Raw genomic sequence first — 22,453 nt, 5'->3', positions numbered from 1 at the left:
ACTCGGAAGTTAAATATTTGTTGCCCGTGATGCGGATGGGGCACCTGGTCTGCACCAAGCGCCCCATCACACCGTAAAATTGACGGACAATCAGTAAACCGGTCGGTCGGCCCGCTCCACCTTCTGCGTGCCGTTCAGGGTCCGGTACGAGCGGTCCCAGGAGGAGGTCGCGTCAGGGCGCCGCTTGTCCGAAACCACGTAGTAGTCCATCTGCGAACGCTCGGCCGTCACGTCCAGCACCCCGTAGCCGTGGGCGTCCATGTCCAGCCACTTGACGTGCCAGTTCGCCGCCTTGACGGCCGTCTCGGCGGCCAGCGAGACGGTGTTCGGCAGGACGTGCAGCATGTCGTCGATGTTGTCGGAAGTCACCGAAGTGACCACGAACTCCGTCGCCGCCGTCCCCGAGCCCGGGTACGTGGCCATGTTCACCGGGACCTCGTTCGCCCACGCCATGTGGATGTCGCCGGTCAGGAACACCGTGTTCTTGACGTTCCGGTCCTTCAAGTGGCCGAGGAGTTCCTTGCGATCGTCGGTGTACCCGTCCCACTGGTCCACGTTGACCGCGATTCCGCCCTCGGGCAGGCCCAGGAGCTTCGTCAGCGGCTTCAGGAGGTGCGCGGGCAGCGAGGCGAAGGCGACCGGCGAGATCATCACCGAGGTGCCCACCAGCTTCCACGTCGCCGTCGAGCTCGCCAGACCGGCCTTCAGCCAGTCCAGCTGCGCCCGCCCGGTCAGGGTGCGCTCGGGGTCGTCCACCCCGCCGTTGCCGATCTTGGACTGCTCGGAGCGGAAGGAGCGCAGGTCCAGCAGGTGGAGGTCGGCGAGGGTGCCGAAGCGCAGCCTGCGGTAGACGGTGCCCGCCGTGGAGGTGCGGACCGGCATCCACTCGAAGTACGCCTGCTTGGCGGCGGCGGCGCGGGCCGCCCACTCGCCCTCGGCCCCCGGGGTGTGGTTCTCGGCGCCGCCGGCCCAGGCGTCGTTGGCGAACTCGTGGTCGTCCCAGATGGCGATGACCGGGTGGGCCGCGTGCAGCGCCTGGAGGTCGCCGTCCGTCTTGTACTTGCCGTGCCGGGTGCGGTAGTCGGCGAGCGAGACGATCTCGTGCCGGGGCTCGTGCGGGCGGACGACGTACTTCGCCTCGGGGTAACCCCCGCTCTGGTACTCGTAGATGTAGTCGCCCAGGTGCAGGACGGCCTGGAGGTCGGCGCGGGCCGCCAGGTGGCGGTACGCCGAGAACCAGCCGGACTCCCAGTTGGCGCAGGAGACCACGCCGAAGCGGAGCCCGGGCGTCGTCGTCTCGGCGGCCGGGGCCGTCAGGGTGCGCCCGACCGGGGAGACACCGGAGCCGGCGGTGAACCGGTACCAGTACGGGGTCTGCGGGCGCAGCCCGCGGACGTCCACCTTGACGGTGTGGTCCGCGGCGGCGCTCGTGGTGACGGAACCACTCGCGACGGGGCGGGAGAAGGCCTTGTCCTCGGCCACCTCCCAGCCCACGGTGGTGGCGGCTCCGAGCCCGGAGCCCGGTACGGCCTCGGGCGTCGGGGTGACGCGGGTCCACAGCAGGACCCCGTCGGGCAGCGGGTCGCCGGAGGCGACGCCGTGCAGGAACGCGGGCGCGGCCCCCGCCGCGTGGGCGGCCGGGGCGCCCAGGGTGGTGAGCGGCGCGAGCGCGGCCGTGGCCGCCGCGGCCAGAACGACCGTACGACGGCGCGGAGAAGAGGAGAGATGACTGGTCACGGCCGATCATATTACTGATCGGTACTGTTTTCGGACAGGGTCGTAAAGCGAACGGGCGGGCGAACTCGAAGAGTTCACCCGCCCGTTCACGGCCGGTCCCCGCGGGCCCCGCCGGAAGTCGCCCGCCGGCGGGGAGGTGCCGGTCGGACCGAGGAGCCGTCAGCCGGCGAGGGCCTTGTCGATCGCCGCCGTGAAGGCCTCCGCCGTCTGCGGCGTCTCGATCTTCTTGCCGTCCATCTTCAGCGTCGGGGTGCCCTTCACGTCGGAGGCGTTGAAGGCCTTCGACATCTCCATCGCCCACCGGTCGTACGTGCCGTCCTCGACGGCCTTCTTGAACTCGGCGTTGCCCTTGAGCGCCGGAACCGTGTCCGCCACCTTCAGCAGGTACTCGTCCTTGCCGAAGCTGTCGACGGTCTCCTCGGGGTGCAGCTCCTTGGAGTACAGGGCCCCCTTGTACTCCAGGAACGCCTGCGGGCTCACGTTCAGCGCCGCGCCCAGCGCGCTCAGGGCGTTCTTCGAACCCTCGCCCTTGGCCATGTTGTCGATGAAGGTCGCGCCGTAGTAGCGGAGCTTGTACTTGCCCGCCTCCACGTCCTTCTCGACCTGCTCGCCCACCGCCTGCTCGAACTGCGCGCACGCAGGGCAGCGCGAGTCCTCGTAGAGCTCCAGGGTCTTCTTCGCCTCGGCCTTGCCTATGACGACCGTCGTGCCCTGGTCGCCCTCGGTGTTCTTCGGCTTGACCAGGGTGGCCTCGGCGGCCTTCTCCCAGTACGACGGCTGGTTGGCCTGCACGACGGCGTAGCCGACGCCGCCCGCCAGGGCCAGGACGCCGACGACCGCGCCGGCCACGACCAGCTGCCGCCGGGCGCGGTCCTTCTTGGCCTGCTTCTCGCGCTCGACGCGCAGCTTCTCGCGGGCCGCCTGCTTGTTGGCCTGGCTGTTGCGTGCACTCATGGTGGTCTCCGTGGGAGGTGGGACAAAGGGGAGGGGTACTGCCGTACGGGGTTCAGACGCCTACGAGCGCCGCGCGTACGGGAGGTCCCCGCCGTCCCACGGAATGGGCCGGGAAGCGGGTACGGGCCACCGCGCCCGGCAGGAACGGCCGCAACGCGCGCCCGGCCCGACCGACGGGCACCGCCACCGAGGCCACCGCCAGCCGCAGCGGCCGGAACGCGCTCGCGGCCACCGCGCGCAGCAGTCGCGTCAGCGCCCGCTCGCCGTGCCACAGCCACGCGGCGCCCAGCAGCCCGACCGTGACGTGCGCCCCCAGCAGCAGCCAGGGGGTCCACGGTCCGGGAGCGACCAGCAGCGCGGCCGGATCGCCGGCGGGCCCGGCGACCTCGGCCAGGGACCGCCCCAGCGGAACGCCCCCGCACAGCTCCTCCAGGCCCATGGCGCGCAGCGGGCCGGACACGGGCCCGCCGGCGGGCCCGTAGCAGACGTGCTGTCCGGCGGTGAAGACCGTGTCGGCCGCCAGCTCCAGAGGCACCAGCAGACCGGCGGTCCGGCCGAAGCCGCGCCGCCGGCCGCCCAGGGCGAAGGCGATCACGAAGACGGAGGCGAAGGCCCCGCCGATCAGGGCGGGCGGCAACGGGACCCGCGACATGAGCACGTGGGAGCCGGCCGAGAGCAGCACGACGAGCGCGCTGAACAGCGCGGCCCGTAGCCCCCTCGGTCCGATCCCTGATATGTCCATCGCCGCGAGTCTGCCATGTGAACCTGTGGATCCGGGGCCCGGGCCCCGCACCGGGCGGGACCCTCGGCCGGATCCGCCGGGGCCTACGGCGTGATCCGACCGTTGCGGAAGAGGTCCACGAAGATCTGGTGGTCGGTGCGCGCCCGCGCCCCGTAGGCGTGCGCGAAGTCCACGAGCAGCTCGGCGAAGCCCTCCTCGTCGGCGGCGATGGCCGCGTCGATGGCCCGCTCGGTGGAGAAGGGGACCAGGGACTGGCCGCTCTCCGCCTCGTCGGCCGACGCGTGCATGGTCGCCGTCGCCCGGCCGAGGTCCGCGACGACCGCCGCGATCTCCTCCGGGTCGTCCAGATCGGACCAGTCCAGGTCCACCGCGTACGGCGAGACCTCGGCCACCAGCTGCCCGGCGCCGTCCAGCTCCGTCCAGCCCAGCCACGGGTCGGCGTGCGCCTGGAGGGCCCGCTGGGAGATCACCGTGCGGTGGCCCTCGTGCCGGAAGTACTCGCGCACCGCGCGGTCGGTGATGTGCCGCGACACCGCCGGCGTCTGCGCCTGCTTGAGGTAGATCACGACGTCGTTCTCCAGGGCGTCGCTGTGCCCCTCCAGCAGGATGTTGTACGAGGGCAGGCCGGCCGAGCCGATGCCCACGCCCCGCCGGCCCACCACGTCCTTGACCCGGTAGGAGTCCGGGCGCACCAGGGACTCCTCGGGCAGGGTCTCCAGGTACCCGTCGAAGGCGGCCAGCACCTTGTAGCGGGTCGCCGCGTCCAGCTCGATCGCCCCGCCGCCGGGCGCGAAGCGGCGCTCGTGGTCGCGGATCTCCGTCATCGAGTCCAGCAGGGAGAAGCGGGTGCGGGAGCGGGCGTCGCGCAGGGCGGCCAGGAGCGCCCCGTCCGCGGTGTCCAGGGTGAAGGAGGGGACCTCCTCGTGCTTGGCGCCGGCGGCCAGGTGGTGGATGCGCTCCCGGTAGGCCGCCGCGTAGATCCGTACGAGCTCGGTGATCTGTTCGTCACTGAGCGCCTTGGTGTAGCCGATCAGGGCGACGGAGGCGGCGAAGCGCTTCAGGTCCCAGGTGAAGGGGCCGACGTAGGCCTCGTCGAAGTCGTTGACGTTGAAGACGAGGCGCCCGTTCGCATCCATGTACGTGCCGAAGTTCTCGGCGTGCAGGTCGCCGTGGATCCACACCCGGCCGGTCCGCTCGTCCAGGTAGGGGCCGCCGTGCCGGTCGTGTTCGAGGTCGGCGTAGAAGAGGCAGGCGGTGCCCCGGTAGAAGGCGAAGGCCGAGGCCGCCATCTTGCGGAACTTCACCTGGAAGGCGGCGGGGTCAGCCGCCAGCAGCTCACCGAACGCGGTGTCGAACACGTCGAGTATCTGCTCGGCGCGCTGCTCGTCGGTCGTCTCGGGTACCGCCATGGCGGAGGCCTCCTGGTGCACGGGCTGTACAGGTTCTGTCCGGGGGACGCCGCAGGGGCGCCCCCGGTTCTGCAACGGCTGACGGTACCCCCGCGTGCCCGCGATCTGTCACCGCGCCGACGTAGACTTCGAGGCTGCCCCCCTCTCTCCCCCCGGAGGTCTGCCGTCGTGACCAAGACGCCGTTCACGCACCTGCACGTCCACACCCAGTACTCGCTGCTGGACGGTGCCGCGCGGCTGAAGGACATGTTCAACGCGTGCAACGAGATGGGCATGACGCACATCGCGATGTCCGACCACGGCAACCTGCACGGGGCGTACGACTTCTTCCATTCCGCCCAGAAGGCCGGGATCACCCCGATCATCGGCATCGAGGCGTACGTCGCCCCCGAGTCCCGCCGCAACAAGCGCCGCATCCAGTGGGGCCAGCCCCACCAGAAGCGCGACGACGTGTCCGGCTCCGGCGGCTACACCCACAAGACGATCTGGGCGGCGAACGCCACCGGCCTGCACAACCTCTTCCGGCTGTCCTCCGACGCCTACGCGGAGGGCTGGCTCACGAAGTGGCCCCGCATGGACAAGGAGACGATCAGCCAGTGGTCCGAGGGGCTGATCGCCTCCACCGGCTGCCCCTCCGGCGAGCTCCAGACCCGACTGCGCCTGGGACAGTTCGACGAGGCCCTGAAGTCCGCCTCCGAATACCAGGACATCTTCGGCAAGGACCGCTACTTCCTGGAGCTGATGGACCACGGCATCGAGATCGAGCGCCGGGTCCGCGACGGCCTGCTGGAGATCGGCAAGAAGCTCGGCATCCCGCCGCTGGTCACGAACGACTCCCACTACACGTACGCCAGCGAGGCCGGCGCCCACGACGCCCTGCTGTGCATCCAGACCGGCAAGAACCTCTCGGACCCCGACCGCTTCCGCTTCGACGGCTCCGGCTACTACCTGAAGTCGACCGACGAGATGTACGCGATCGACTCCTCGGACGCCTGGCAGGAGGGCTGCGCCAACACCAAGCTGGTCGCGGACCAGATCGACACCGAGGGCATGTTCAAGTTCCGGAACCTGATGCCGAAGTTCGACATCCCGGACGGCTACACCGAGGTGACGTGGTTCCGCGAGGAGACCATGCGCGGCATGCACCGCCGCTACCCCGGAGGCATTCCGGACGACCGGATGAAGCAGGCCGAGTACGAGATGGACACCATCATCGCGATGGGCTTCCCCGGCTACTTCCTCGTGGTCGCCGACTTCATCATGTGGGCCAAGAACCAGGGCATCGCGGTGGGCCCCGGCCGAGGCTCCGCGGCCGGTTCGATCGTCGCGTACGCCATGGGCATCACCGACCTCGACCCCCTCACCCACGGCCTGATCTTCGAGCGCTTCCTGAACCCCGAGCGCGTCTCCATGCCCGACGTCGACATCGACTTCGACGAGCGTCGGCGCGTCGAGGTGATCCGGTACGTGACCGAGAAGTACGGCGCCGACAAGGTCGCCATGATCGGCACCTACGGCACCATCAAGGCCAAGAACGCGATCAAGGACTCCGCGCGCGTCCTCGGCTACCCGTACGCCATGGGCGACCGCCTCACCAAGGCCATGCCCGCCGACGTCCTCGGCAAGGGCATCCCGCTCTCCGGCATCCTCGACCCCGCGCACCCCCGCTACGGCGAGGCCGGCGAGATCCGCGGGATGTACGAGAACGAGCCCGACGTGAAGAAGGTCATCGACACCGCCCGCGGCGTCGAGGGCCTGGTCCGCCAGATGGGCGTGCACGCCGCCGGCGTGATCATGTCCAGCGAGACGATCACCGACCACGTGCCCGTCTGGGTGCGCCACTCCGACCAGGTGACCATCACCCAGTGGGACTACCCGAGCTGCGAGTCGCTCGGCCTGCTGAAGATGGACTTCCTCGGCCTGCGCAACCTCACGATCATGGACGACGCCGTCAAGATGGTGAAGGCCAACAAGGGGATCGACATCGACCTCCTGGCCCTGCCGCTCGACGACCCCAAGACCTTCGAACTGCTCGGCCGCGGCGACACCCTCGGCGTCTTCCAGTTCGACGGCGGCCCCATGCGCTCCCTGCTGCGCCTGATGAAGCCCGACAACTTCGAGGACATCTCCGCCGTCTCGGCCCTCTACCGGCCGGGCCCGATGGGCATGAACTCGCACACGAACTACGCCCTGCGCAAGAACAAGCAGCAGGACATCACCCCGATCCACCCGGACCTGGAGAAGCCCCTCGAAGAGGTGCTCGCGGTCACCTACGGCCTGATCGTCTACCAGGAGCAGGTGCAGAAGGCCGCCCAGATCATCGCCGGGTACTCGCTGGGCGAGGCCGACATCCTGCGCCGCGTGATGGGCAAGAAGAAGCCCGAGGAGCTGGCGAAGAACTTCACCATCTTCCAGGCGGGCGCCCGCAAGAACGGCTACACCGACCAGGCCATCCAGGCGCTGTGGGACGTCCTGGTCCCCTTCGCCGGCTACGCCTTCAACAAGGCCCACTCGGCCGCCTACGGCCTGGTCTCCTACTGGACGGCCTACCTCAAGGCGAACTACCCCGCCGAGTACATGGCCGGCCTCCTCACCTCGGTCAAGGACGACAAGGACAAGTCCGCGATCTACCTGAACGAGTGCCGCCGCATGGGCATCAAGGTGCTCCCGCCGAACGTGAACGAGTCGGAGTCCAACTTCGCCGCCCAGGGCGACGACGTGATCCTCTTCGGCCTCACCGCCGTGCGCAACGTCGGCCAGAACGTCGTCGAGTCGATCATCAAGACCAGGAAGGCCAAGGGGAAGTACTCCTCCTTCCCCGACTTCCTCGACAAGGTCGAGGCCGTCGTCTGCAACAAGCGCACCGTCGAGTCGCTGATCAAGGCCGGCGCCTACGACGAGATGGGCCACACCCGCAAGGGCCTGGTCGCCCACCACGAATCGATGATCGACAACGTGGTCGCCGTCAAGCGCAAGGAGGCCGAGGGACAGTTCGACCTCTTCGGCGGAATGGGTGACGAGACGGCCGGCGACGAGCCCGGCTTCGGACTCGACGTGGAGTTCTCCGACGTCGAGTGGGAGAAGTCCTACCTGCTCGCCCAGGAGCGCGAGATGCTCGGCCTCTACGTCTCCGACCACCCGCTGTTCGGCCTCGAACACGTGCTGTCCGACAAGACCGACGCCGGCATCTCCCAGCTGACGGGCGGCGAGCACTCCGACGGCGCCGTCGTCACCATCGGCGGCATCATCTCCGGCCTCCAGCGCAAGATGACCAAGCAGGGCAACGCCTGGGCCATCGCCACCGTCGAGGACCTGGCCGGCTCCATCGAGTGCATGTTCTTCCCCGCGACCTACCAGCTCGTCTCCACCCAGCTGGTCGAGGACACGGTCGTCTTCGTCAAGGGCCGCCTGGACAAGCGCGAGGACGTACCCCGCCTGGTCGCGATGGAGATGATGGTCCCCGACCTCTCCTCGGCCGGCACCAACGCCCCCGTCGTCCTCACCATCCCCACGGTCAAGGTCACCCCGCCGATGGTGACCCGACTGGGCGAGATCCTGCGCCACCACAAGGGCAACACCGAGGTCCGCATCAAGCTCCAGGGCCCCCGCACCACCACCGTGCTGCGCCTCGACCGCCACCGGGTCCAGCCCGACCCCGCCCTCTTCGGCGACCTCAAGGTGCTGCTCGGCCCGTCCTGCCTGGCCGGCTAGGCCCACGGCCCCACGAACCCCCCCCACCCACGCGCGAGGGCTCGCCCGGCACTGCCGGGCGAGCCCTTCCGCGTCGACGGACCTCAGTTGTGGCCGAACTTCTTTTCCTTGCGCTTGTGGGCCATGTCCATCGGACTCGGCGCCGACGACGCGGGCATCGACTCGGTCTCCGCGGAGCCCTTGCCCGTATCCTGCCCGGAGCGCTGCTGCTGCTTCGCGGGCTGCTTCTGGTTCTTGTTCTTGGCCATGGAATGCCTCCGTGGGGTGTGTAGGGACCAGGGCCGCCTTCACACTCACACACCCCCACAAAGCCCGCATTTTGGATCATTGTCGGCCGGGGTGAAGGCCTCTTCACCCCGCCCGCGCGAGATCCGCCACGCCGATGATCGAGTTCCGGCCGTCAACACCCTTGCGGTCGGGCAGACTCGGGGCATCCGCCGCAAGAACAGCATGAGGACCCCCGGGGAAGAGGGTGGAACGCGTGGACCGTTGCGTCGTCCTGGTGGACGCCGGATACCTGCTCGGCGCCGCCGCCAGCCTCCTCGCCGGAGAGCCCTCCCGCTCCCGCATCACCGTCGACCACGCCGCCCTCATCCAGGGCCTGCGCGAACGCGCCGAGGCCGACACCGCCCAGCCGCTCCTGCGCATCTACTGGTTCGACGGGGCACCCGACCGGGTGCCGCAGCCCGAGCACCGGCGGCTGCGGGTCATGTCCCGCGTCACCGTCCGCCTCGGCGCCCTGACCCGAAGCGACGGCCGCTGGGCGCAGAAGGGCGTCGACGCCGCCATGCACGCCGAGCTGACCGAACTGGCCCGCAACCGGGCCTGCTCCGACGTGGTCCTCGTCACCGGCGACGGCGACCTGCTCCCCGGCCTGATGTCCGCGAAGGAACACGGGGTCGCCGTCCACCTGTGGGCCGTCCAGGCCGCCGACGGGGACTACAACCAGTCCGAGGACCTCGTCGCCGAGGCCGACGAGCGCAGCGTCCTGGACCGCGCCTGGATCACCCGCGCCGTCCGCGCCCGCGACCTCGCCGGACTCTGCTCCCCGCCGCCCGCCCCGCGCCCCGAGATCGCCGCGATCCTCTCCGCGCCGCTGCCCGAGGCGGCCCTCGCCGAGGCCGCCCGCAACGGCGCCCCCACCACCCCCCGCACCCCGCCGAACGGAGCGCCCGTACCGGCGCCCGCCACCGAGGCCGCCAAACCCGTCCCCACCCCCAAGGACCTCGCCGTCCTGCGCGCCCCCGGCCAGGCCGCGCCGTCCGCGTCCGGCGGCCACCAGGGAACCAACGGGAACAGCCCGGCCGGCAGCGCCCTGCGCTGGTCCTCCGACAAGGGCTGGATCGACCGCGCCGGCCCCCTCGGCGAACCCGCCGAGACGGCCTCCCTGCCCACCCTCGCCCAGCTCACCAGCGCCGAACAGCGCTGGGCCGACCGCGAGGAGGACATCACCACCGTCGGCGGTGACCCGTTCGAGGTCGGCCAGGTGTTCGCCCGGCGCTGGATGGAACGCCTCCCCGAGACCGTCCACCTCCAGAAGCTGGCCACCATGTACCCGCGCGTCCCGCACCGCATCGACGGGGAGCTGCTGCGCTACGCCGCCCGCTTCGGGCTGCTCGCGCACAAGGACGACCAGATCGACGAACACGACCGCTACGCCATCCGCGCCGGGTTCTGGCGGGAGATCGACGTCCGCGCCGCCGCCGACCACGTCCCCGCCCCACCGGCCGCCCCCGCCGCCCCGGGGACGACGCTTCCGGCCGGCCCGGCCACCCCGGCGGCCGAGTAGGGGCGGAAGCCGCGTAGGCTGCTCCCTCGTGAGTACGGGCACAGCACAGGCGGGAAACACCACGGCAGAGGGCGCCGGATCGGCCCCCGACGTGGTGTGCGCGGTGCGTGACCTGGTCAAGACGTACCCCGCCGTACGGGGCCGGCGCGGGGCCCCCGCCCTGCCCGAGGTCCGCGCCACCGACGGGATCTGCCTGGAGGTCCGGCGCGGGGAGGTCTTCGGCCTGCTCGGCCCCAACGGCGCCGGCAAGTCCACCCTGGTCCGCCAGCTGACCGGACTGCTGCGGCCCGACTCCGGCACCGTGACCCTGCTCGGGCACGACCTCGTACGCCACCCCGAGCGGGCGGCCCGACTCCTCGCCTACCTCGGACAGGAGTCCACCGCCCTCGACGAGCTGACCGTCTCCCTCGCCGCCGAGACCACCGGCCGGCTGCGCGGACTCGGCGCCCGCGAGGCGCGGACCGCGCGGGACGAGGTCCTGGAGGAGCTCGGGCTGACCGAGATCGCCGGACGTCCCCTGAAGAAGCTGTCCGGCGGCCAGCGGCGCCTCGCCTGCTTCGCCGCCGCGCTCGTGGGGGAACGGCCCGTCCTGGTCCTCGACGAACCCACCACCGGCATGGACCCGGTGGCCCGCCGGGCCGTGTGGGACGCCGTGGACCGGCGCCGCGCGCGGCACGGGGCCACCGTCCTCCTCGTCACCCACAACGTCATCGAGGCCGAGACCGTCCTCGACCGGGTCGCCGTCGTCGACCAGGGCAAGGTCATCGCCTGCGACACCCCCTCCGGACTCAAGGCGAAGGTCTCCGGAGAGGTCCGCCTGGAGCTGGTGTGGCGCACCGGGCCCCCGCTCGACGTGCCCGAGGTCGCGGACCTGGCCCCCCGGGCCGCCGAGTCCGGACGCAAGTGGGTGCTGCGGTTGACACCGGACGAGGCCCGCGCCGCGGTCGCCGCCGTCACCGGAGGACCGGCCTTCGCCGCCCTCGACGATTTCACGTTGGCCACGCCGAGCCTGGAGGACGTCTACCTCGCGCTGGGTGGACGGATGAAGGGTCTGGTCAAGTCGTGACCACCACCGCTGTCGGTGTCCTCGCCCCGAGGGCACGGCTCCTGCCCGCCCTGGCGGCCGTCTACCGGGCCCAGCTGTCCCGCGCCCGGGTGGCGCGGATCCCGCTGCTGTTCGTGGCGACCTTCCAGTCCGTCGGCATCATGATCCTGATGCGGGGCGTCGTGGACGGCGGCTCCGAGGCCCGCGCCGTCGTCGCGGGCTCCTCGGTCCTCGTCGTCGCCTTCGTCGCCCTGAACCTGCTCGCGCAGTACTTCGGCCAGCTCCGGGCCGGCGGCGGCCTCGACCACTACGCCACCCTGCCCGTGCCGCCCGCCTCGGTGGTGCTGGGCGCGGCGGGCGCGTACGCCTCCTTCACGCTCCCCGGGACCCTGGTCACGGCCGTCTTCGGCTGCGTGCTGTTCGGGCTGCCCATGGGCGGCCTGTGGATCCTGGCCGCCGTCGTACCGCTGGCCGGCGCCGCGCTCGCCGGGCTGGGCGCCGCGCTCGGGCTGCTCGCCCCGCGCCAGGAGCTGGCCACCCTGGCCGGACAGCTCGGCATGTCCGCCGCGCTGCTGCTCGGGGTGCTGCCCGCCGAGCGGATGCCCGAGGTCGTCGTCTGGGCCCGGGACCTGCTGCCGTCCACGTACGGGGTGGAGGCCTTCGCGGAGACCTTCGCCCCGCACCCCGACTGGGCGGCCGTCCTGGTCGACCTCGGGGTGTGCGCCGGGGTCGGCGTCCTGTCGCTGGCGGTCGCCACCTGGGCGTACCGCCGGGCGGCGGTCCGCTGACGCCTCCCCGCGGGTTACCTGGCACGATGTGGGGGTGACCGAAGCCGTGACCCCCTCCCCGTCCCCCTTCGACGCGCCGCCGCTCCCGCCGGAGCCGGACTCCGACGCGGGCATCACCGCGACGGACGTCCGTGACGGGGCGGCCGTGGCCCTCGTGGTGGGCGTGACCGGGGTGTTCCTCGGACTGTTGTGGGCCTGGCTCGCGCCCCGCGTCGGCTACGTCTCCAACGGCGAGGCCGTCTTCCTGCGCAACACCGAGAGCGAGGCGCGGATCGGCGCCGACGGCACGTTCTTCCTGCTGGCGCTCGGCTTCGGCGTCCTGAGCGGGGTCGGCGTCTTCCTGTGGCGGCGGCGCGGGGGAGTGCCGCTGGTGATCGGACTGGCCCTCGGCGCGTGCTTCGCCTCGCTGGTGGGCTGGCGCCTCGGTCTGTGGCTCGGCCCGGACCGCGACCTCCTCGCGGCGGCGGCCAAGGCCGGCAAGGGCGTCCCCTTCGACGCCCCGCTCCAGCTCCTCGCCCACGGGGTGCTGCTCGTGTGGCCGATGGCGGCCGTCGTCGTCCACCTCGCCCTGACGGCCCTGTGGTCCCCGCGCGAACCCGTCAAGGGCGCCGATCACTACGGCGTGTACCCGCCGCCGCACGTCCACGCGGACCGCCCGTCCTCCTCGTCCTGAGTTCCGGGAGCCCGGGAGTCCGGGAGTTCGGGAGTCCGGCAGTCCGGGAGTCCGGCAGTCCGGGAGTCCCGATGGCACCGCCCCGGCGGCGCGGCCCGTCAGGCGCGGGCGATGGGGGCCAGCGTGGCCGAGGTGAGGCCGGCCAGGTCCGCGGGGGACAGCTCGACCTCCAGGCCCCGGCGGCCCGCCGACACGCAGATGGTCGCGTGCGCGTCCGCCGACGCGTCCAGGACCGTACGCAGCCGCTTGCGCTGCCCCAGCGGGGAGATCCCGCCCCGGACGTAGCCCGTGGTGCGCTCCGCCGCCGCCGGGTCGGCCATCACGGCCCGCTTGCCGCCCAGGGCCACCGCGAGGGCCTTCAGGTCGAGCGAGCCCGACACCGGGACCACCGCCACCGTCAGCGCCCCGTCGACCTCGGCGACCAGGGTCTTGAAGACCTGGGCGGGGGAGACCCCGAGCGCCTCGGCGGCCTCCTCCCCGTACGAGGGGTGGGCGGGGTCGTGCTCGTAGGCGTGCGTGGTGAAGGGGACGCCGGCGGCGGTCAGGGCCACGATCGCCGGCGTGCCCGCCGTCTGCTGCTTCTTCTTCGCCATCTCGCCCGTTCGTCGCTCGGTCCGGTCGGTTCGGTGGGTGGGGTGGGGTGGAGTGCGGCTCGGGTCCGGCCGCGTCAGTTCGGGCTCGTCGGGCTGCGGGTCAGGTCCACCGCCGGCAGGGACGGCAGGTGACGGATCACCGCGGTCTCCGCGCGCAGCAGCTTCAGCTCCTCCGCCAGCCGCGTCGCCGTGTCCGGCGCCTGGAGCAGGCGCTGCTTCGACGGGATGTCCAGCACGGCCGCCGCCGCCACCAGGTACGACACCACCGACGGCTCGTCCGGCAGCTCCGGCGGCGCGCTCAGGGTCCGCTCCCGGGCCCCGGCCAGCCGCTTCTGGTAGCTGCGGAAGGCCCGCAGCACCCCCTCCGACAGGGCTCCCGCCCCGTCGCCCGGGTCCTCCGCCAGCTCCTCCAGCTCCGCCACGAGGAAGGGCCCGGAGGCGTCGACCGACAACAGCCGCACCCGGGTCGTCCCGGTGGCCAGGACCTCGAAGCTGCCGTCCTCCCGCTCCCGGATCGTCGCCGCGTCCGCGACGCAGCCCACCCGGTGGAACGCCTGGATCGGGTCCGCGCCGAAGCCCGCCGTCGGGCCCCGCTCGGGCAGGGCCGTCTGGTCGGGCAGACCCGGCGCGGTCGGGGCGACCTCCCGCCCGTCGCGGATGGCGACGACGGCGAAGCGGCGCGGTGCGTCGTCGGCCGACTTCAGCAACTCGCGCATCATGGCGCGATAGCGCTCCTCGAAGACGTTCAACGGAAGCACGAGGCCCGGGAACAGCACCGAGTTCAGCGGGAAGAGTGGCAGGCGAACGGTGGTCACGAGGCACAGGGTAGTGGCCGGACGGCCCGAGCCGTCACCCCCGCCTCAGCAGCCGCGACGCCCCGGCCGCCACCGTCGTGGCCAGGATCCACCCCAGGATCACCAGAGCCGCCGCGCCCCACTGCCAACCGCCCTCCGGCTTCCACTGGCCCTCCTGCCCGAGATCGATCACCGGCAGCAGCAGATCGAGCGCGTACAGAGCGGCGTTCCAGTGCGGGTGCTCGTCCGCCTTGATCGGGGCCGGCCGGTGACCCAGGAAGAGGATCGCCCCCGCCGCCCACAACACCGCCATCCACAACGCCGCCCGCCCCGGCCGGTACCCGTAGGCCACCGTCCAGTCCTGGAGGTACCCCCAGGCCCTCGCCGCCGGGGCCAGGCCGGCCCGGCGGCGCCGCTGCTTGGCGAGCAGCACCTCGCGGGCGTCGGAGTCCTCGCCGCCGGCCCGCAACACCGCCGCCAACCGCTCGTACGGCTCGGGCGAGTACTCGGCCGTGGCCGCCTCCACCCACTCCAGGCGGCGGGCGAGCGGGAAGTGGCCCCGGGGCGCGAGGTTCTCGTAGACGAACCCCTCCATCGCCACCCGGCCCGGGCCCGGCCAGCTCGTGGAGCGGTCGACGAGCTTGTCGACCTTCGCCCCCGAGACCACCACCCGGCCCTGCGCCGGCGCCTCCCCGACGAAACGGAACTCGGGCGTCTGCATCCGGCGCAGCGAGACCTCCTGGTCCGGCCGCAGCTCGAAGCGGGCCCCGTAGAAGTCCACCGAGTCACCGAAACGGCCGTCGTCCAGACGCAGCCCGCCCCGGCACTCGAAGGCCTGCGCCGGCCCGCCGCGCGTCGGGGTGCGCCCCCAGTCGTACGGGCGGGCCGGCTCGCCCGTCGAGGGCGCCAGCGCGATCGAGGTCAGGTACAGGGTCCGCTCGACGGTCAGCGTCGGGGCGTTCAGGGCGCGCCGGCCGTCCGGGTTGCGCAGCCGGGCCCCGCGCAGGCTCATCGACACGCCGACCTTCGCCCCGCGCAGACTGACCTCCCCGTGGGTCTCCAGCATGTCCGCCTGGAAGTCCTGCGCCACCGACAACCCGTCCGCCGCGATGGCCCGCCCCCGGTTGTCGCGCCGCACCACGGCATGGCTGACCAGCAGGTCGGTGCCGATCTGCGCGTCGGTCAGCCGGATGCCGCGCGCCACCCGGCAGTGCGCCAGGTGGAGGTCCCCCTCGGTGTGCAGCCGGGCCGCGTCCAACCGGGGGAGCGCGCAGTCGTCCAGCCGCAGCGTGTTGAAGCGGGTCTCGGACAGCTGCACCTCGCGGTCGAAGCGACAGGCCCGTATCTCCACGTACGGCTCCACCGTGCCCCCGGACAGGTTCAGCTGCCCCGTGATCCGCGCCCCGCGCAGCTTCAGAGACGCGACCCGGCCGGGTACGGGCGTCGGCCCGGCCAGCAACAGGAGCGCCACCACCTCCGCCCGGACGGCGCGCTCGGGGCCCCACTGCGGGCCCGCGTGCGGGTCGTCCAGGCCCGCGACGTGCGCGCCGAGGTCACAGACGCCGCCGGTGCGGAACGCCTGCCACAGGCGGTGCTCCGGATCGGTCAGATCCCCCGGTCTCCCGTCCCCGTACGGATCGGTCATGGCGGCCCCCCTCCGCTGCGATTCACGCGTAGGGGAACGCTAAGGGGCGGCGGTGACATCCGGGGCGTGTATCAGCCAGTGATACGGGCGGACGGTGGCGGTGGGCGGTCTGAGAGAATTGGGAGGTGATCTCTCGTATCGACCTGCGCGGTGACACCCTCCCCGAGGGTGGCGCCCTGCGCGATCTGCTGCCCCGTGCCGAGTTCGACGTGGAAGCCGCCCTGGACAAGGTGCGGCCCATCTGCGAGGACGTCCATCATCGTGGCACGGCGGCGCTGATCGAGTACGCGCGGAAGTTCGACGGGGTCGAGCTCACGCGGGTCCGGGTGCCCGCGGAGGCCATCGCGGCCGCCCTGGAGCAGCTGGACCCGGCCGTCCGCGCCGCCCTGGAGGAGTCGATCCGGCGGGCCCGGATCGTGCACCGGGGCCAGCGCCGCGCCGAGCACACCACCCAGGTGGTCCCCGGCGGCACCGTCACGGAGAAGTGGGTCCCCGTCGAGCGCGTGGGCCTGTACGCCCCCGGCGGCCGCTCCGTGTACCCGTCGTCCGTCGTGATGAACGTCGTCCCGGCGCAGGAGGCGGGCGTCGAGTCGATCGCGCTCGCGTCCCCGCCGCAGAAGGAGTTCGGCGGCCTGCCGCACCCCACCATCCTGGCGGCGTGCGCGCTGCTGGGCGTGGACGAGGTGTACGCGGTCGGCGGCGCGGTGGCCGTCGCGATGTTCGCGTACGGCACCACGGGCCCCGACGGCTGCCCGCCGGTGAACATGGTGACCGGCCCCGGCAACATCTGGGTCGCCGCCGCCAAGCGCTACTTCACCGGCCGGATCGGCATCGACACCGAGGCCGGCCCGACCGAGATCGCCGTCCTCGCCGACTCCACCGCCGACCCGGTGCACGTCGCCGCCGACCTGATCAGCCAGGCCGAGCACGACCCGCTGGCCGCAGCCGTCCTCGTCACCGACTCCGAGGAGCTGGCCGCGGCCGTCGAGAAGGAGCTGGAGCCGCAGGTCGCCGCGACCAAACACGTCGAGGACCGGATCAAGCCCGCCCTCGCCGGCAGGCAGTCCGCGATCGTGCTCGTCGAGAACCTGGAGGACGGCCTCAAGGTCGTCGACGCGTACGGCGCCGAGCACCTGGAGATCCAGACCGCCGACGCCGCCGCGTGGGCCGCCCGCGTCCGCAACGCAGGCGCGATCTTCGTGGGCCCCTGGGCCCCCGTCTCCCTCGGCGACTACTGCGCCGGCTCCAACCACGTCCTGCCCACCGGCGGCTGCGCCTGCCACTCCTCGGGCCTGTCCGTGCAGTCCTTCCTGCGCGGCATCCACATCGTCGACTACACGCGCGACGCCCTCGCCGAGGTCACCCACCACGTGGTCACCCTCGCCGAGGCCGAGGACCTGCCCGCGCACGGCGCCGCCCTGAAGGCCCGCTTCGGATGGAAGGTGCCCACCGCATGACCGCCGGCTTCGGCATCGACGACCTCCCCATCCGCGACGAACTGCGCGGCAAGAGCCCCTACGGCGCCCCGCAGCTCGACGTACCCGTACAGCTCAACACCAACGAGAACCCCTACGAGCTGCCCGAGCCCCTCGTCCGGCGCATCGCCGAACGCGTCGCCGAGGCCGCCCGCACCCTCAACCGCTACCCCGACCGGGACGCCGTCGAGCTGCGCACCGAGCTGGCGAAGTACCTCACCCGCACCGGCGGGCACCCCGTCGGCCGGGAGAACGTCTGGGCCGCCAACGGCTCCAACGAGGTCCTCCAGCAGCTGCTCCAGACCTTCGGCGGCCCCGGCCGCACCGCGATCGGCTTCGAGCCCTCGTACTCGATGCACGCGCTGATCGCCCGGGGCACCGGCACCGGCTGGATCTCCGGCCCGCGCCGCGACGACTTCACCATCGACGTGGCCGCCGCCGAGCGGGCCATCGCCGAGCACGCGCCCGAGGTCGTCTTCATCACCTCGCCCAACAACCCCACCGGCACGGCGGTCGAGGCCGAGACGGTCCTCGCCCTCTACGAGGCCGCGCAGCGCGCCAAGCCCTCCCTGGTGATCGTCGACGAGGCGTACGTGGAGTTCAGCCACCGCGACTCGCTCCTGCCCCTCATCGAGGGCCGCCCCCACCTGGTGGTCTCCCGGACCATGTCCAAGGCCTTCGGCGCGGCCGGCCTGCGCCTGGGCTACCTCGCCGCGCACCCCGCCGTGGTCGACGCCGTCCAACTGGTGCGCCTGCCGTACCACCTGTCCGCCGTCACCCAGGCGACCGCGCTGGCCGCCCTGGAGCACACCGACACCCTCCTGGGCTACGTCGAGCAGCTCAAGGCCGAACGCGACCGCCTCGTCACCGAGCTGCTCGCCCTCGGCTTCGAGGTCACCGCCTCCGACGCGAACTTCATCCAGTTCGGGAAGTTCGACGACTCCCACACCGCATGGCAGAAGATCCTGGACCGGGGCGTCCTGGTCCGGGACAACGGCGTACCGGGGTGGCTGCGCGTCACCGCCGGAACCCCCGCAGAGAACGACGCGTTCCTGGAAGCGGTTCGCGCACTGAAGAAGGAGCAGCACGCATGAGCCGCATCGGACGGGTCGAACGGACCACGAAGGAGACCTCGGTCCTCGTCGAGATAAACCTCGACGGCACCGGCAAGGTCGACGTCTCGACGGGCGTGGGCTTCTACGACCACATGCTCGACCAGCTCGGCCGCCACGGCCTCTTCGACCTCACGGTCAAGACCGACGGCGACCTGCACATCGACAGCCACCACACCATCGAGGACACCGCGCTCGCGCTCGGCGCCGCCTTCAAGCAGGCCCTCGGCGACAAGGTCGGCATCTACCGCTTCGGCAACTGCACCGTGCCCCTGGACGAGTCCCTCGCCCAGGTCACCGTCGACCTGTCGGGCCGCCCCTACCTCGTGCACACCGAGCCCGAGAACATGGCGCCGATGATCGGCTCGTACGACACCACGATGACCCGGCACATCTTCGAGTCCTTCGTGGCGCAGGCCCAGATCGCCCTGCACATCCACGTCCCGTACGGCCGCAACGCCCACCACATCGTGGAGTGCCAGTTCAAGGCCCTCGCCCGGGCCCTGCGCTACGCCGCCGAGTTCGACCCGCGCGCCGCCGGGATCCTGCCCTCCACGAAGGGCGCCCTCTAGCCGTGAACGGCCTCAACACCATCCTGATCGTCCTCGGCCTGTTCCTGGCCGGGGGCGTCTACTCCTTCCAGAAGCAGAAGATGCCCAAGTCGGTCATCATCCTGCTCGCCCTCGGCTCCGCGATGTGTCTCGCCGCCGGAGTCCTGCGAATCCAAGGAATCTGGGAATGAGCGCAGCCCGCCCCACCAAGAACGTCGTCGTCTTCGACTACGGCTTCGGCAACGTCCGCTCCGCCGAGCGCGCCCTCGCCCGCGTCGGCGCGAACGTCGAGATCACCCGCGACTACGACAAGGCCATGGACGCCGACGGGCTGCTGGTGCCCGGCGTCGGCGCCTTCTCCGCCTGCATGGAGGGCCTCAAGGCCGCCCGCGGGGAATGGATCATCGGCCGTCGGCTGTCCGGCGGCCGGCCCGTCATGGGCATCTGCGTCGGCATGCAGATCCTCTTCGAGCGCGGCATCGAGCACGGCGTGGAGACCGAGGGCCTCGACGAGTGGCCCGGCACCGTCGGCCCGCTCAAGGCCCCCGTCGTCCCCCACATGGGATGGAACACCGTCGAGGCGCCCGCCGACAGCCAGGCCTTCGCCGGCCTCGACGCCGACGCCCGGTTCTACTTCGTGCACTCCTACGCGGCGCACGACTGGAGCCTCGAGGTCACCAACCCCAGGATCAAGGGCCCGAAGGTCACCTGGGCCACGCACGGCGAGCGCTTCGTCGCCGCCGTGGAGAACGGGGCCCTGTGGGCCACCCAGTTCCACCCGGAGAAGTCCGGCGACACCGGCGCCCAGCTCCTCACCAACTGGATCGAGACCCTGTGATGACCGCACGCACCCTTGAGCTCCTCCCCGCGGTCGACGTCCGCGACGGGCAGGCCGTACGCCTCGTCCACGGCGTCTCCGGCAGCGAGACCTCCTACGGCTCCCCGCTGGAGGCCGCCCTCGCCTGGCAGCGCGCCGGCGCCGAGTGGCTGCACCTCGTCGACCTCGACGCCGCCTTCGGCACCGGTGACAACCGCGCCCTGGTCGCCGAGATCACCCGCGCCATGGACATCAAGGTCGAGCTGTCCGGCGGCATCCGCGACGACGCCTCGCTGGCCGCCGCCCTCGCCACCGGCTGCACCCGCGTCAACCTCGGCACCGCCGCCCTGGAGACCCCCGAGTGGGCCGCCAAGGCCATCGCCGAACACGGCGACAAGATCGCCATCGGCCTCGACGTGCGCGGCACGACCCTCAAGGGCCGCGGCTGGACCAGCGAGGGCGGCGACCTCTACGAGACCCTGGCCCGCCTGGACTCCGAGGGCTGCGCCCGCTACGTCGTCACCGACATCGGCAAGGACGGCACGCTGACCGGCCCCAACCTGGAGCTGCTGCGCAACGTCTGCGCCGCCACCGACCGACCCGTCGTCGCCTCCGGCGGCATCTCCTCGCTGGACGACCTGCGCGCGCTGTCCGAGCTGGTCCCGCAGGGCGTCGAGGGCGCCATCGTCGGCAAGGCCCTGTACGCCAAGGCCTTCACCCTGGAAGAAGCCCTGAACGTCACGAAGGCAGGCTCCGCATGAGCTCCGTACGTCGCATCTCCTCGGGCGGCCCCTACGAGGACGTCATCGGCTACTCGCGCGCCGTGCGGCTCGACAACGGCCTCGTCCTCGTCTCCGGCTGCACCGCCGGCGACGCGGGCGGCCCGTACGACCAGACGGTGGCCGCCTTCGGCGTGGCCTTCAAGGCCCTCGCCCAGGTCGGTCTCGGCCCCGAGGACGTGGTCCGCACCCGTATGTACCTGACGCACGCCCGTGACGTCGAGGAAGTGGGCCGCGCCCACAAGCTGCTCTTCGACGCCGTCCGCCCCGCCGCGACCATGCTGATCGTCTCCGGCTTCGTCGACCCGAGCATGGTCGTCGAGGTGGAGGTCGAGGCCTACCGGGAGCCGTCCGCATGAGCCTCGCCGTACGCGTGATCCCCTGCCTGGACGTGGACAACGGCCGCGTCGTCAAGGGCGTCAACTTCCAGAACCTGCGCGACGCCGGTGACCCGGTGGAGATGGCCAAGCTCTACGACGCCGAGGGCGCCGACGAGCTGACCTTCCTCGACATCACCGCCTCCTCCGGCAATCGCGAGACCACCTACGACGTGGTGCGCCGCACCGCCGAACAGGTCTTCATCCCGCTGACGGTGGGCGGCGGCGTCCGTACCGCCGAGGACGTGGACAAGCTGCTGCGGGCCGGCGCGGACAAGGTGGGCGTCAACACCGCGGCCATCGCCCGCCCGGAGCTGATCCGGGAGATCGCCGAGCGCTTCGGCCGGCAGGTGCTCGTCCTGTCGGTCGACGCCCGCCGCACCGCCGCCGGCTCCTTCGAGGTGACCACCCACGGCGGTCGCCGGGGCACCGGCATCGACGCCGTCGAGTGGGCTCACCGCGCCGCCGAACTGGGGGCGGGGGAGATCCTGCTCAACTCGATGGACGCCGACGGCACCAAGGACGGCTACGACACCGAGATGATCACCGCGGTGCGCCGGCACGTCACGGTCCCGGTGATCGCCTCCGGCGGCGCCGGGAAGCTGGAGCACTTCGCCCCGGCGATCGACGCGGGCGCCGACGCGGTGCTGGCCGCCTCGGTGTTCCACTTCGGCGACCTGCGGATCTCCGAGGTCAAGTCGGTCCTGCGCGAGGCCGGCCACCCCGTCCGCTGACGCCGCCCGCCGACGCCGACGCCGGCCGCCGACGCCGGCCGCGGGCTCGTGGGCCCACCCCGCGCGGGGTGGGCCCGGCGCGCGGACCGCTCAGATGCCGAGCGCGGCCGCCGTCAGCGCGGCGATGGAGTCCTTGTCGCCGTCCAGTTCCACCGCGGCGGCGGCCTGCCGGCCGAAGCAGAAGAGGGTCAGCTCGCCGGGCTCCCCGGTCACCGTGACCACCGGGGCGCCCTTGTGCGCCACCGCCGTCCGGCCGTCGGGGCGGCGCAGCACCAGCCCCACGGGGGAACGTCGGCCCGTCAGACGGGCCAGCTTCTCCAGCCGGGACCACAGGGCGTCCGAGAACACCGGGTCCAGCTCGCGCGGGGACCAGTCGGGCTGCGCCCGCCGCACGTCCTCGGCGTGCACGAAGAACTCCACCGCGTTGGCCGCCTCGTCGATCTGCTTCAGCGCGTAGAGCGACATCGACGGCGGGCCGGTGCGGATCAGCCGGACCAGTTCCTCGTACGGCTTGGCCGTGTACTCCCGCATGGCCTTGTCCAGGCGGGCCTTCAGCACGTTCAGGAGCAGGCCGCCCGCCGCGTCCGGCCGGCGTTCGCGGACGACCACGTGCGCCGCCAGGTCCCGCGTGCTCCAGCCCTCGCACAGCGTCGGCGCCTCCGGGCCCGCCGCCTCCAACAGGTCCGCCAGCAGCAGGCGTTCTCGCTTCGCATGGGTAGACATGGCCG

The 22,453-nt window shown here is 72.1% G+C and carries 22 protein-coding genes; 13 read left to right on the top strand and 9 right to left on the bottom strand.

Annotated elements, in window-relative coordinates:
* Nucleotides 1–90 precede the first annotated feature (90 nt).
* From ACZ6ZI_RS00995 to ACZ6ZI_RS00980, 4 genes are all read right to left on the bottom strand, one after another.
* Complete coding sequence (locus tag ACZ6ZI_RS00995) at nucleotides 91–1,737, bottom strand: alkaline phosphatase D family protein (protein ID WP_363062113.1); 1,647 nt, start codon at nucleotides 1,735–1,737, stop codon at nucleotides 91–93.
* A gap of 159 nt (nucleotides 1,738–1,896) precedes the next feature.
* Nucleotides 1,897–2,691 (bottom strand): DsbA family protein, encoded by a 795-nt coding sequence (locus tag ACZ6ZI_RS00990; RefSeq protein WP_363062111.1) that lies wholly within the window; start codon nucleotides 2,689–2,691, stop codon nucleotides 1,897–1,899.
* Nucleotides 2,692–2,743: 52 nt separating this feature from the next.
* The gene (locus tag ACZ6ZI_RS00985) at nucleotides 2,744–3,433 is read right to left on the bottom strand and encodes a hypothetical protein (protein WP_469514128.1); all 690 of its coding nucleotides are present in this window, start codon (nucleotides 3,431–3,433) and stop codon (nucleotides 2,744–2,746) included.
* Nucleotides 3,434–3,516: 83 nt separating this feature from the next.
* Nucleotides 3,517–4,842, bottom strand: a complete 1,326-nt coding sequence (locus ACZ6ZI_RS00980) for a DUF2252 domain-containing protein (RefSeq protein WP_363062107.1) — start codon at nucleotides 4,840–4,842, stop codon at nucleotides 3,517–3,519.
* Between the two features lie 168 nt (nucleotides 4,843–5,010).
* Here ACZ6ZI_RS00980 and dnaE point away from each other — a divergent pair, with 168 nt between their 5' ends.
* Nucleotides 5,011–8,553 (top strand): DNA polymerase III subunit alpha, encoded by a 3,543-nt coding sequence (dnaE, locus tag ACZ6ZI_RS00975; protein ID WP_469514125.1) that lies wholly within the window; start codon nucleotides 5,011–5,013, stop codon nucleotides 8,551–8,553.
* A gap of 83 nt (nucleotides 8,554–8,636) precedes the next feature.
* On the opposite strand, the gene ACZ6ZI_RS00970 is transcribed toward dnaE, so the two are convergent.
* Nucleotides 8,637–8,801, bottom strand: coding sequence for a hypothetical protein (locus ACZ6ZI_RS00970; RefSeq protein WP_469514123.1), 165 nt, complete (start codon nucleotides 8,799–8,801; stop codon nucleotides 8,637–8,639).
* A 224-nt stretch (nucleotides 8,802–9,025) separates the two neighbouring features.
* On the opposite strand from ACZ6ZI_RS00970, the gene ACZ6ZI_RS00965 reads away from it, so the two are divergent.
* The 4 genes from ACZ6ZI_RS00965 to ACZ6ZI_RS00950 all read left to right on the top strand — a co-directional run bounded on the left by ACZ6ZI_RS00965 (nucleotide 9,026) and on the right by ACZ6ZI_RS00950 (nucleotide 12,848).
* A complete protein-coding gene (locus ACZ6ZI_RS00965; RefSeq protein ID WP_469514119.1) occupies nucleotides 9,026–10,342 on the top strand; it encodes an NYN domain-containing protein in 1,317 nt (438 codons plus the stop codon).
* Between the two features lie 94 nt (nucleotides 10,343–10,436).
* A complete protein-coding gene (locus ACZ6ZI_RS00960; RefSeq protein ID WP_469515752.1) occupies nucleotides 10,437–11,408 on the top strand; it encodes an ABC transporter ATP-binding protein in 972 nt (323 codons plus the stop codon).
* Nucleotides 11,405–12,175, top strand: coding sequence for an ABC transporter permease (locus ACZ6ZI_RS00955; protein ID WP_363062099.1), 771 nt, complete (start codon nucleotides 11,405–11,407; stop codon nucleotides 12,173–12,175). The genes ACZ6ZI_RS00960 and ACZ6ZI_RS00955 overlap by 4 nt, the downstream gene beginning before the upstream one ends.
* Before the next feature lie 34 nt (nucleotides 12,176–12,209).
* The gene (locus ACZ6ZI_RS00950) at nucleotides 12,210–12,848 is read left to right on the top strand and encodes a hypothetical protein (protein ID WP_363062097.1); all 639 of its coding nucleotides are present in this window, start codon (nucleotides 12,210–12,212) and stop codon (nucleotides 12,846–12,848) included.
* Nucleotides 12,849–12,946: 98 nt separating this feature from the next.
* On the opposite strand, the gene ybaK is transcribed toward ACZ6ZI_RS00950, so the two are convergent.
* The 3 genes from ybaK to ACZ6ZI_RS00935 all read right to left on the bottom strand — a co-directional run bounded on the left by ybaK (nucleotide 12,947) and on the right by ACZ6ZI_RS00935 (nucleotide 15,880).
* The gene (ybaK, locus tag ACZ6ZI_RS00945) at nucleotides 12,947–13,441 is read right to left on the bottom strand and encodes a Cys-tRNA(Pro) deacylase (protein WP_363062095.1); all 495 of its coding nucleotides are present in this window, start codon (nucleotides 13,439–13,441) and stop codon (nucleotides 12,947–12,949) included.
* A gap of 74 nt (nucleotides 13,442–13,515) precedes the next feature.
* Nucleotides 13,516–14,256 carry an LON peptidase substrate-binding domain-containing protein gene (locus tag ACZ6ZI_RS00940; protein WP_363062093.1) on the bottom strand — a complete coding sequence of 247 codons (741 nt, stop codon included), beginning with the start codon at nucleotides 14,254–14,256 and terminating at the stop codon, nucleotides 13,516–13,518.
* A 34-nt stretch (nucleotides 14,257–14,290) separates the two neighbouring features.
* Nucleotides 14,291–15,880 (bottom strand): oxidoreductase, encoded by a 1,590-nt coding sequence (locus ACZ6ZI_RS00935; RefSeq protein ID WP_469514113.1) that lies wholly within the window; start codon nucleotides 15,878–15,880, stop codon nucleotides 14,291–14,293.
* A 125-nt stretch (nucleotides 15,881–16,005) separates the two neighbouring features.
* On the opposite strand from ACZ6ZI_RS00935, the gene hisD reads away from it, so the two are divergent.
* Genes hisD through hisF form a run of 8 tightly spaced genes read left to right on the top strand, consistent with a single transcriptional unit; the run spans nucleotide 16,006 to nucleotide 21,725 of the window.
* Complete coding sequence (hisD, locus tag ACZ6ZI_RS00930) at nucleotides 16,006–17,337, top strand: histidinol dehydrogenase (protein WP_469514110.1); 1,332 nt, start codon at nucleotides 16,006–16,008, stop codon at nucleotides 17,335–17,337.
* Nucleotides 17,334–18,449 carry a histidinol-phosphate transaminase gene (locus ACZ6ZI_RS00925; RefSeq protein WP_363062087.1) on the top strand — a complete coding sequence of 372 codons (1,116 nt, stop codon included), beginning with the start codon at nucleotides 17,334–17,336 and terminating at the stop codon, nucleotides 18,447–18,449. Before hisD ends, ACZ6ZI_RS00925 begins: the two co-directional genes overlap by 4 nt.
* Nucleotides 18,446–19,039, top strand: coding sequence for an imidazoleglycerol-phosphate dehydratase HisB (hisB, locus tag ACZ6ZI_RS00920; protein WP_266577736.1), 594 nt, complete (start codon nucleotides 18,446–18,448; stop codon nucleotides 19,037–19,039). Before ACZ6ZI_RS00925 ends, hisB begins: the two co-directional genes overlap by 4 nt.
* A 2-nt stretch (nucleotides 19,040–19,041) precedes the next feature.
* On the top strand, nucleotides 19,042–19,209 hold the full coding sequence (locus ACZ6ZI_RS00915) for a hypothetical protein (protein WP_363062085.1): 168 nt from the start codon (nucleotides 19,042–19,044) through the stop codon (nucleotides 19,207–19,209).
* On the top strand, nucleotides 19,206–19,856 hold the full coding sequence (gene hisH / locus ACZ6ZI_RS00910; RefSeq protein WP_363062083.1) for an imidazole glycerol phosphate synthase subunit HisH: 651 nt from the start codon (nucleotides 19,206–19,208) through the stop codon (nucleotides 19,854–19,856). The genes ACZ6ZI_RS00915 and hisH overlap by 4 nt, the downstream gene beginning before the upstream one ends.
* Nucleotides 19,856–20,596 (top strand): bifunctional 1-(5-phosphoribosyl)-5-((5-phosphoribosylamino)methylideneamino)imidazole-4-carboxamide isomerase/phosphoribosylanthranilate isomerase PriA, encoded by a 741-nt coding sequence (priA, locus tag ACZ6ZI_RS00905; protein WP_363062081.1) that lies wholly within the window; start codon nucleotides 19,856–19,858, stop codon nucleotides 20,594–20,596. Before hisH ends, priA begins: the two co-directional genes overlap by 1 nt.
* Nucleotides 20,593–20,973 carry a RidA family protein gene (locus tag ACZ6ZI_RS00900; RefSeq protein ID WP_469514103.1) on the top strand — a complete coding sequence of 127 codons (381 nt, stop codon included), beginning with the start codon at nucleotides 20,593–20,595 and terminating at the stop codon, nucleotides 20,971–20,973. The genes priA and ACZ6ZI_RS00900 overlap by 4 nt, the downstream gene beginning before the upstream one ends.
* Entirely contained in the window at nucleotides 20,970–21,725 is a 756-nt protein-coding gene (gene hisF, locus ACZ6ZI_RS00895) for an imidazole glycerol phosphate synthase subunit HisF (RefSeq protein WP_469514100.1), read from the top strand. Before ACZ6ZI_RS00900 ends, hisF begins: the two co-directional genes overlap by 4 nt.
* Before the next feature lie 90 nt (nucleotides 21,726–21,815).
* Here hisF and ACZ6ZI_RS00890 read toward each other — a convergent pair whose 3' ends face one another.
* Nucleotides 21,816–22,448, bottom strand: coding sequence for a TIGR03085 family metal-binding protein (locus ACZ6ZI_RS00890; RefSeq protein WP_469514098.1), 633 nt, complete (start codon nucleotides 22,446–22,448; stop codon nucleotides 21,816–21,818).
* Nucleotides 22,449–22,453: the final 5 nt, after the last annotated feature.

This window comes from Streptomyces sp. NPDC103540 (genome assembly GCF_055584445.1).
The sequence above is the reverse complement of the archived record's forward strand: the minus strand, read 5'-3'. Positions and strand labels throughout refer to the sequence as shown.

What these genes read in the sequence shown, in the direction of transcription:
- ACZ6ZI_RS00990 (WP_363062111.1), bottom strand. Translation starts at nt 2,691, where the DNA reads ATGAGTGCACGCAACAGCCAGGCCAACAAGCAGGCGGCCCGCGAGAAG.
- ACZ6ZI_RS00985 (WP_469514128.1), bottom strand. Translation starts at nt 3,433, where the DNA reads ATGGACATATCAGGGATCGGACCGAGGGGGCTACGGGCCGCGCTGTTC.
- ACZ6ZI_RS00980 (WP_363062107.1), bottom strand. Translation starts at nt 4,842, where the DNA reads ATGGCGGTACCCGAGACGACCGACGAGCAGCGCGCCGAGCAGATACTC.
- ACZ6ZI_RS00970 (WP_469514123.1), bottom strand. Translation starts at nt 8,801, where the DNA reads ATGGCCAAGAACAAGAACCAGAAGCAGCCCGCGAAGCAGCAGCAGCGC.
- ybaK (WP_363062095.1), bottom strand. Translation starts at nt 13,441, where the DNA reads ATGGCGAAGAAGAAGCAGCAGACGGCGGGCACGCCGGCGATCGTGGCC.
- ACZ6ZI_RS00935 (WP_469514113.1), bottom strand. Translation starts at nt 15,880, where the DNA reads ATGACCGATCCGTACGGGGACGGGAGACCGGGGGATCTGACCGATCCG.
- ACZ6ZI_RS00925 (WP_363062087.1), top strand. Translation starts at nt 17,334, where the DNA reads ATGACCGCCGGCTTCGGCATCGACGACCTCCCCATCCGCGACGAACTG.
- hisB (WP_266577736.1), top strand. Translation starts at nt 18,446, where the DNA reads ATGAGCCGCATCGGACGGGTCGAACGGACCACGAAGGAGACCTCGGTC.
- hisH (WP_363062083.1), top strand. Translation starts at nt 19,206, where the DNA reads ATGAGCGCAGCCCGCCCCACCAAGAACGTCGTCGTCTTCGACTACGGC.
- priA (WP_363062081.1), top strand. Translation starts at nt 19,856, where the DNA reads ATGACCGCACGCACCCTTGAGCTCCTCCCCGCGGTCGACGTCCGCGAC.
- ACZ6ZI_RS00900 (WP_469514103.1), top strand. Translation starts at nt 20,593, where the DNA reads ATGAGCTCCGTACGTCGCATCTCCTCGGGCGGCCCCTACGAGGACGTC.
- hisF (WP_469514100.1), top strand. Translation starts at nt 20,970, where the DNA reads ATGAGCCTCGCCGTACGCGTGATCCCCTGCCTGGACGTGGACAACGGC.
- ACZ6ZI_RS00890 (WP_469514098.1), bottom strand. Translation starts at nt 22,448, where the DNA reads ATGTCTACCCATGCGAAGCGAGAACGCCTGCTGCTGGCGGACCTGTTG.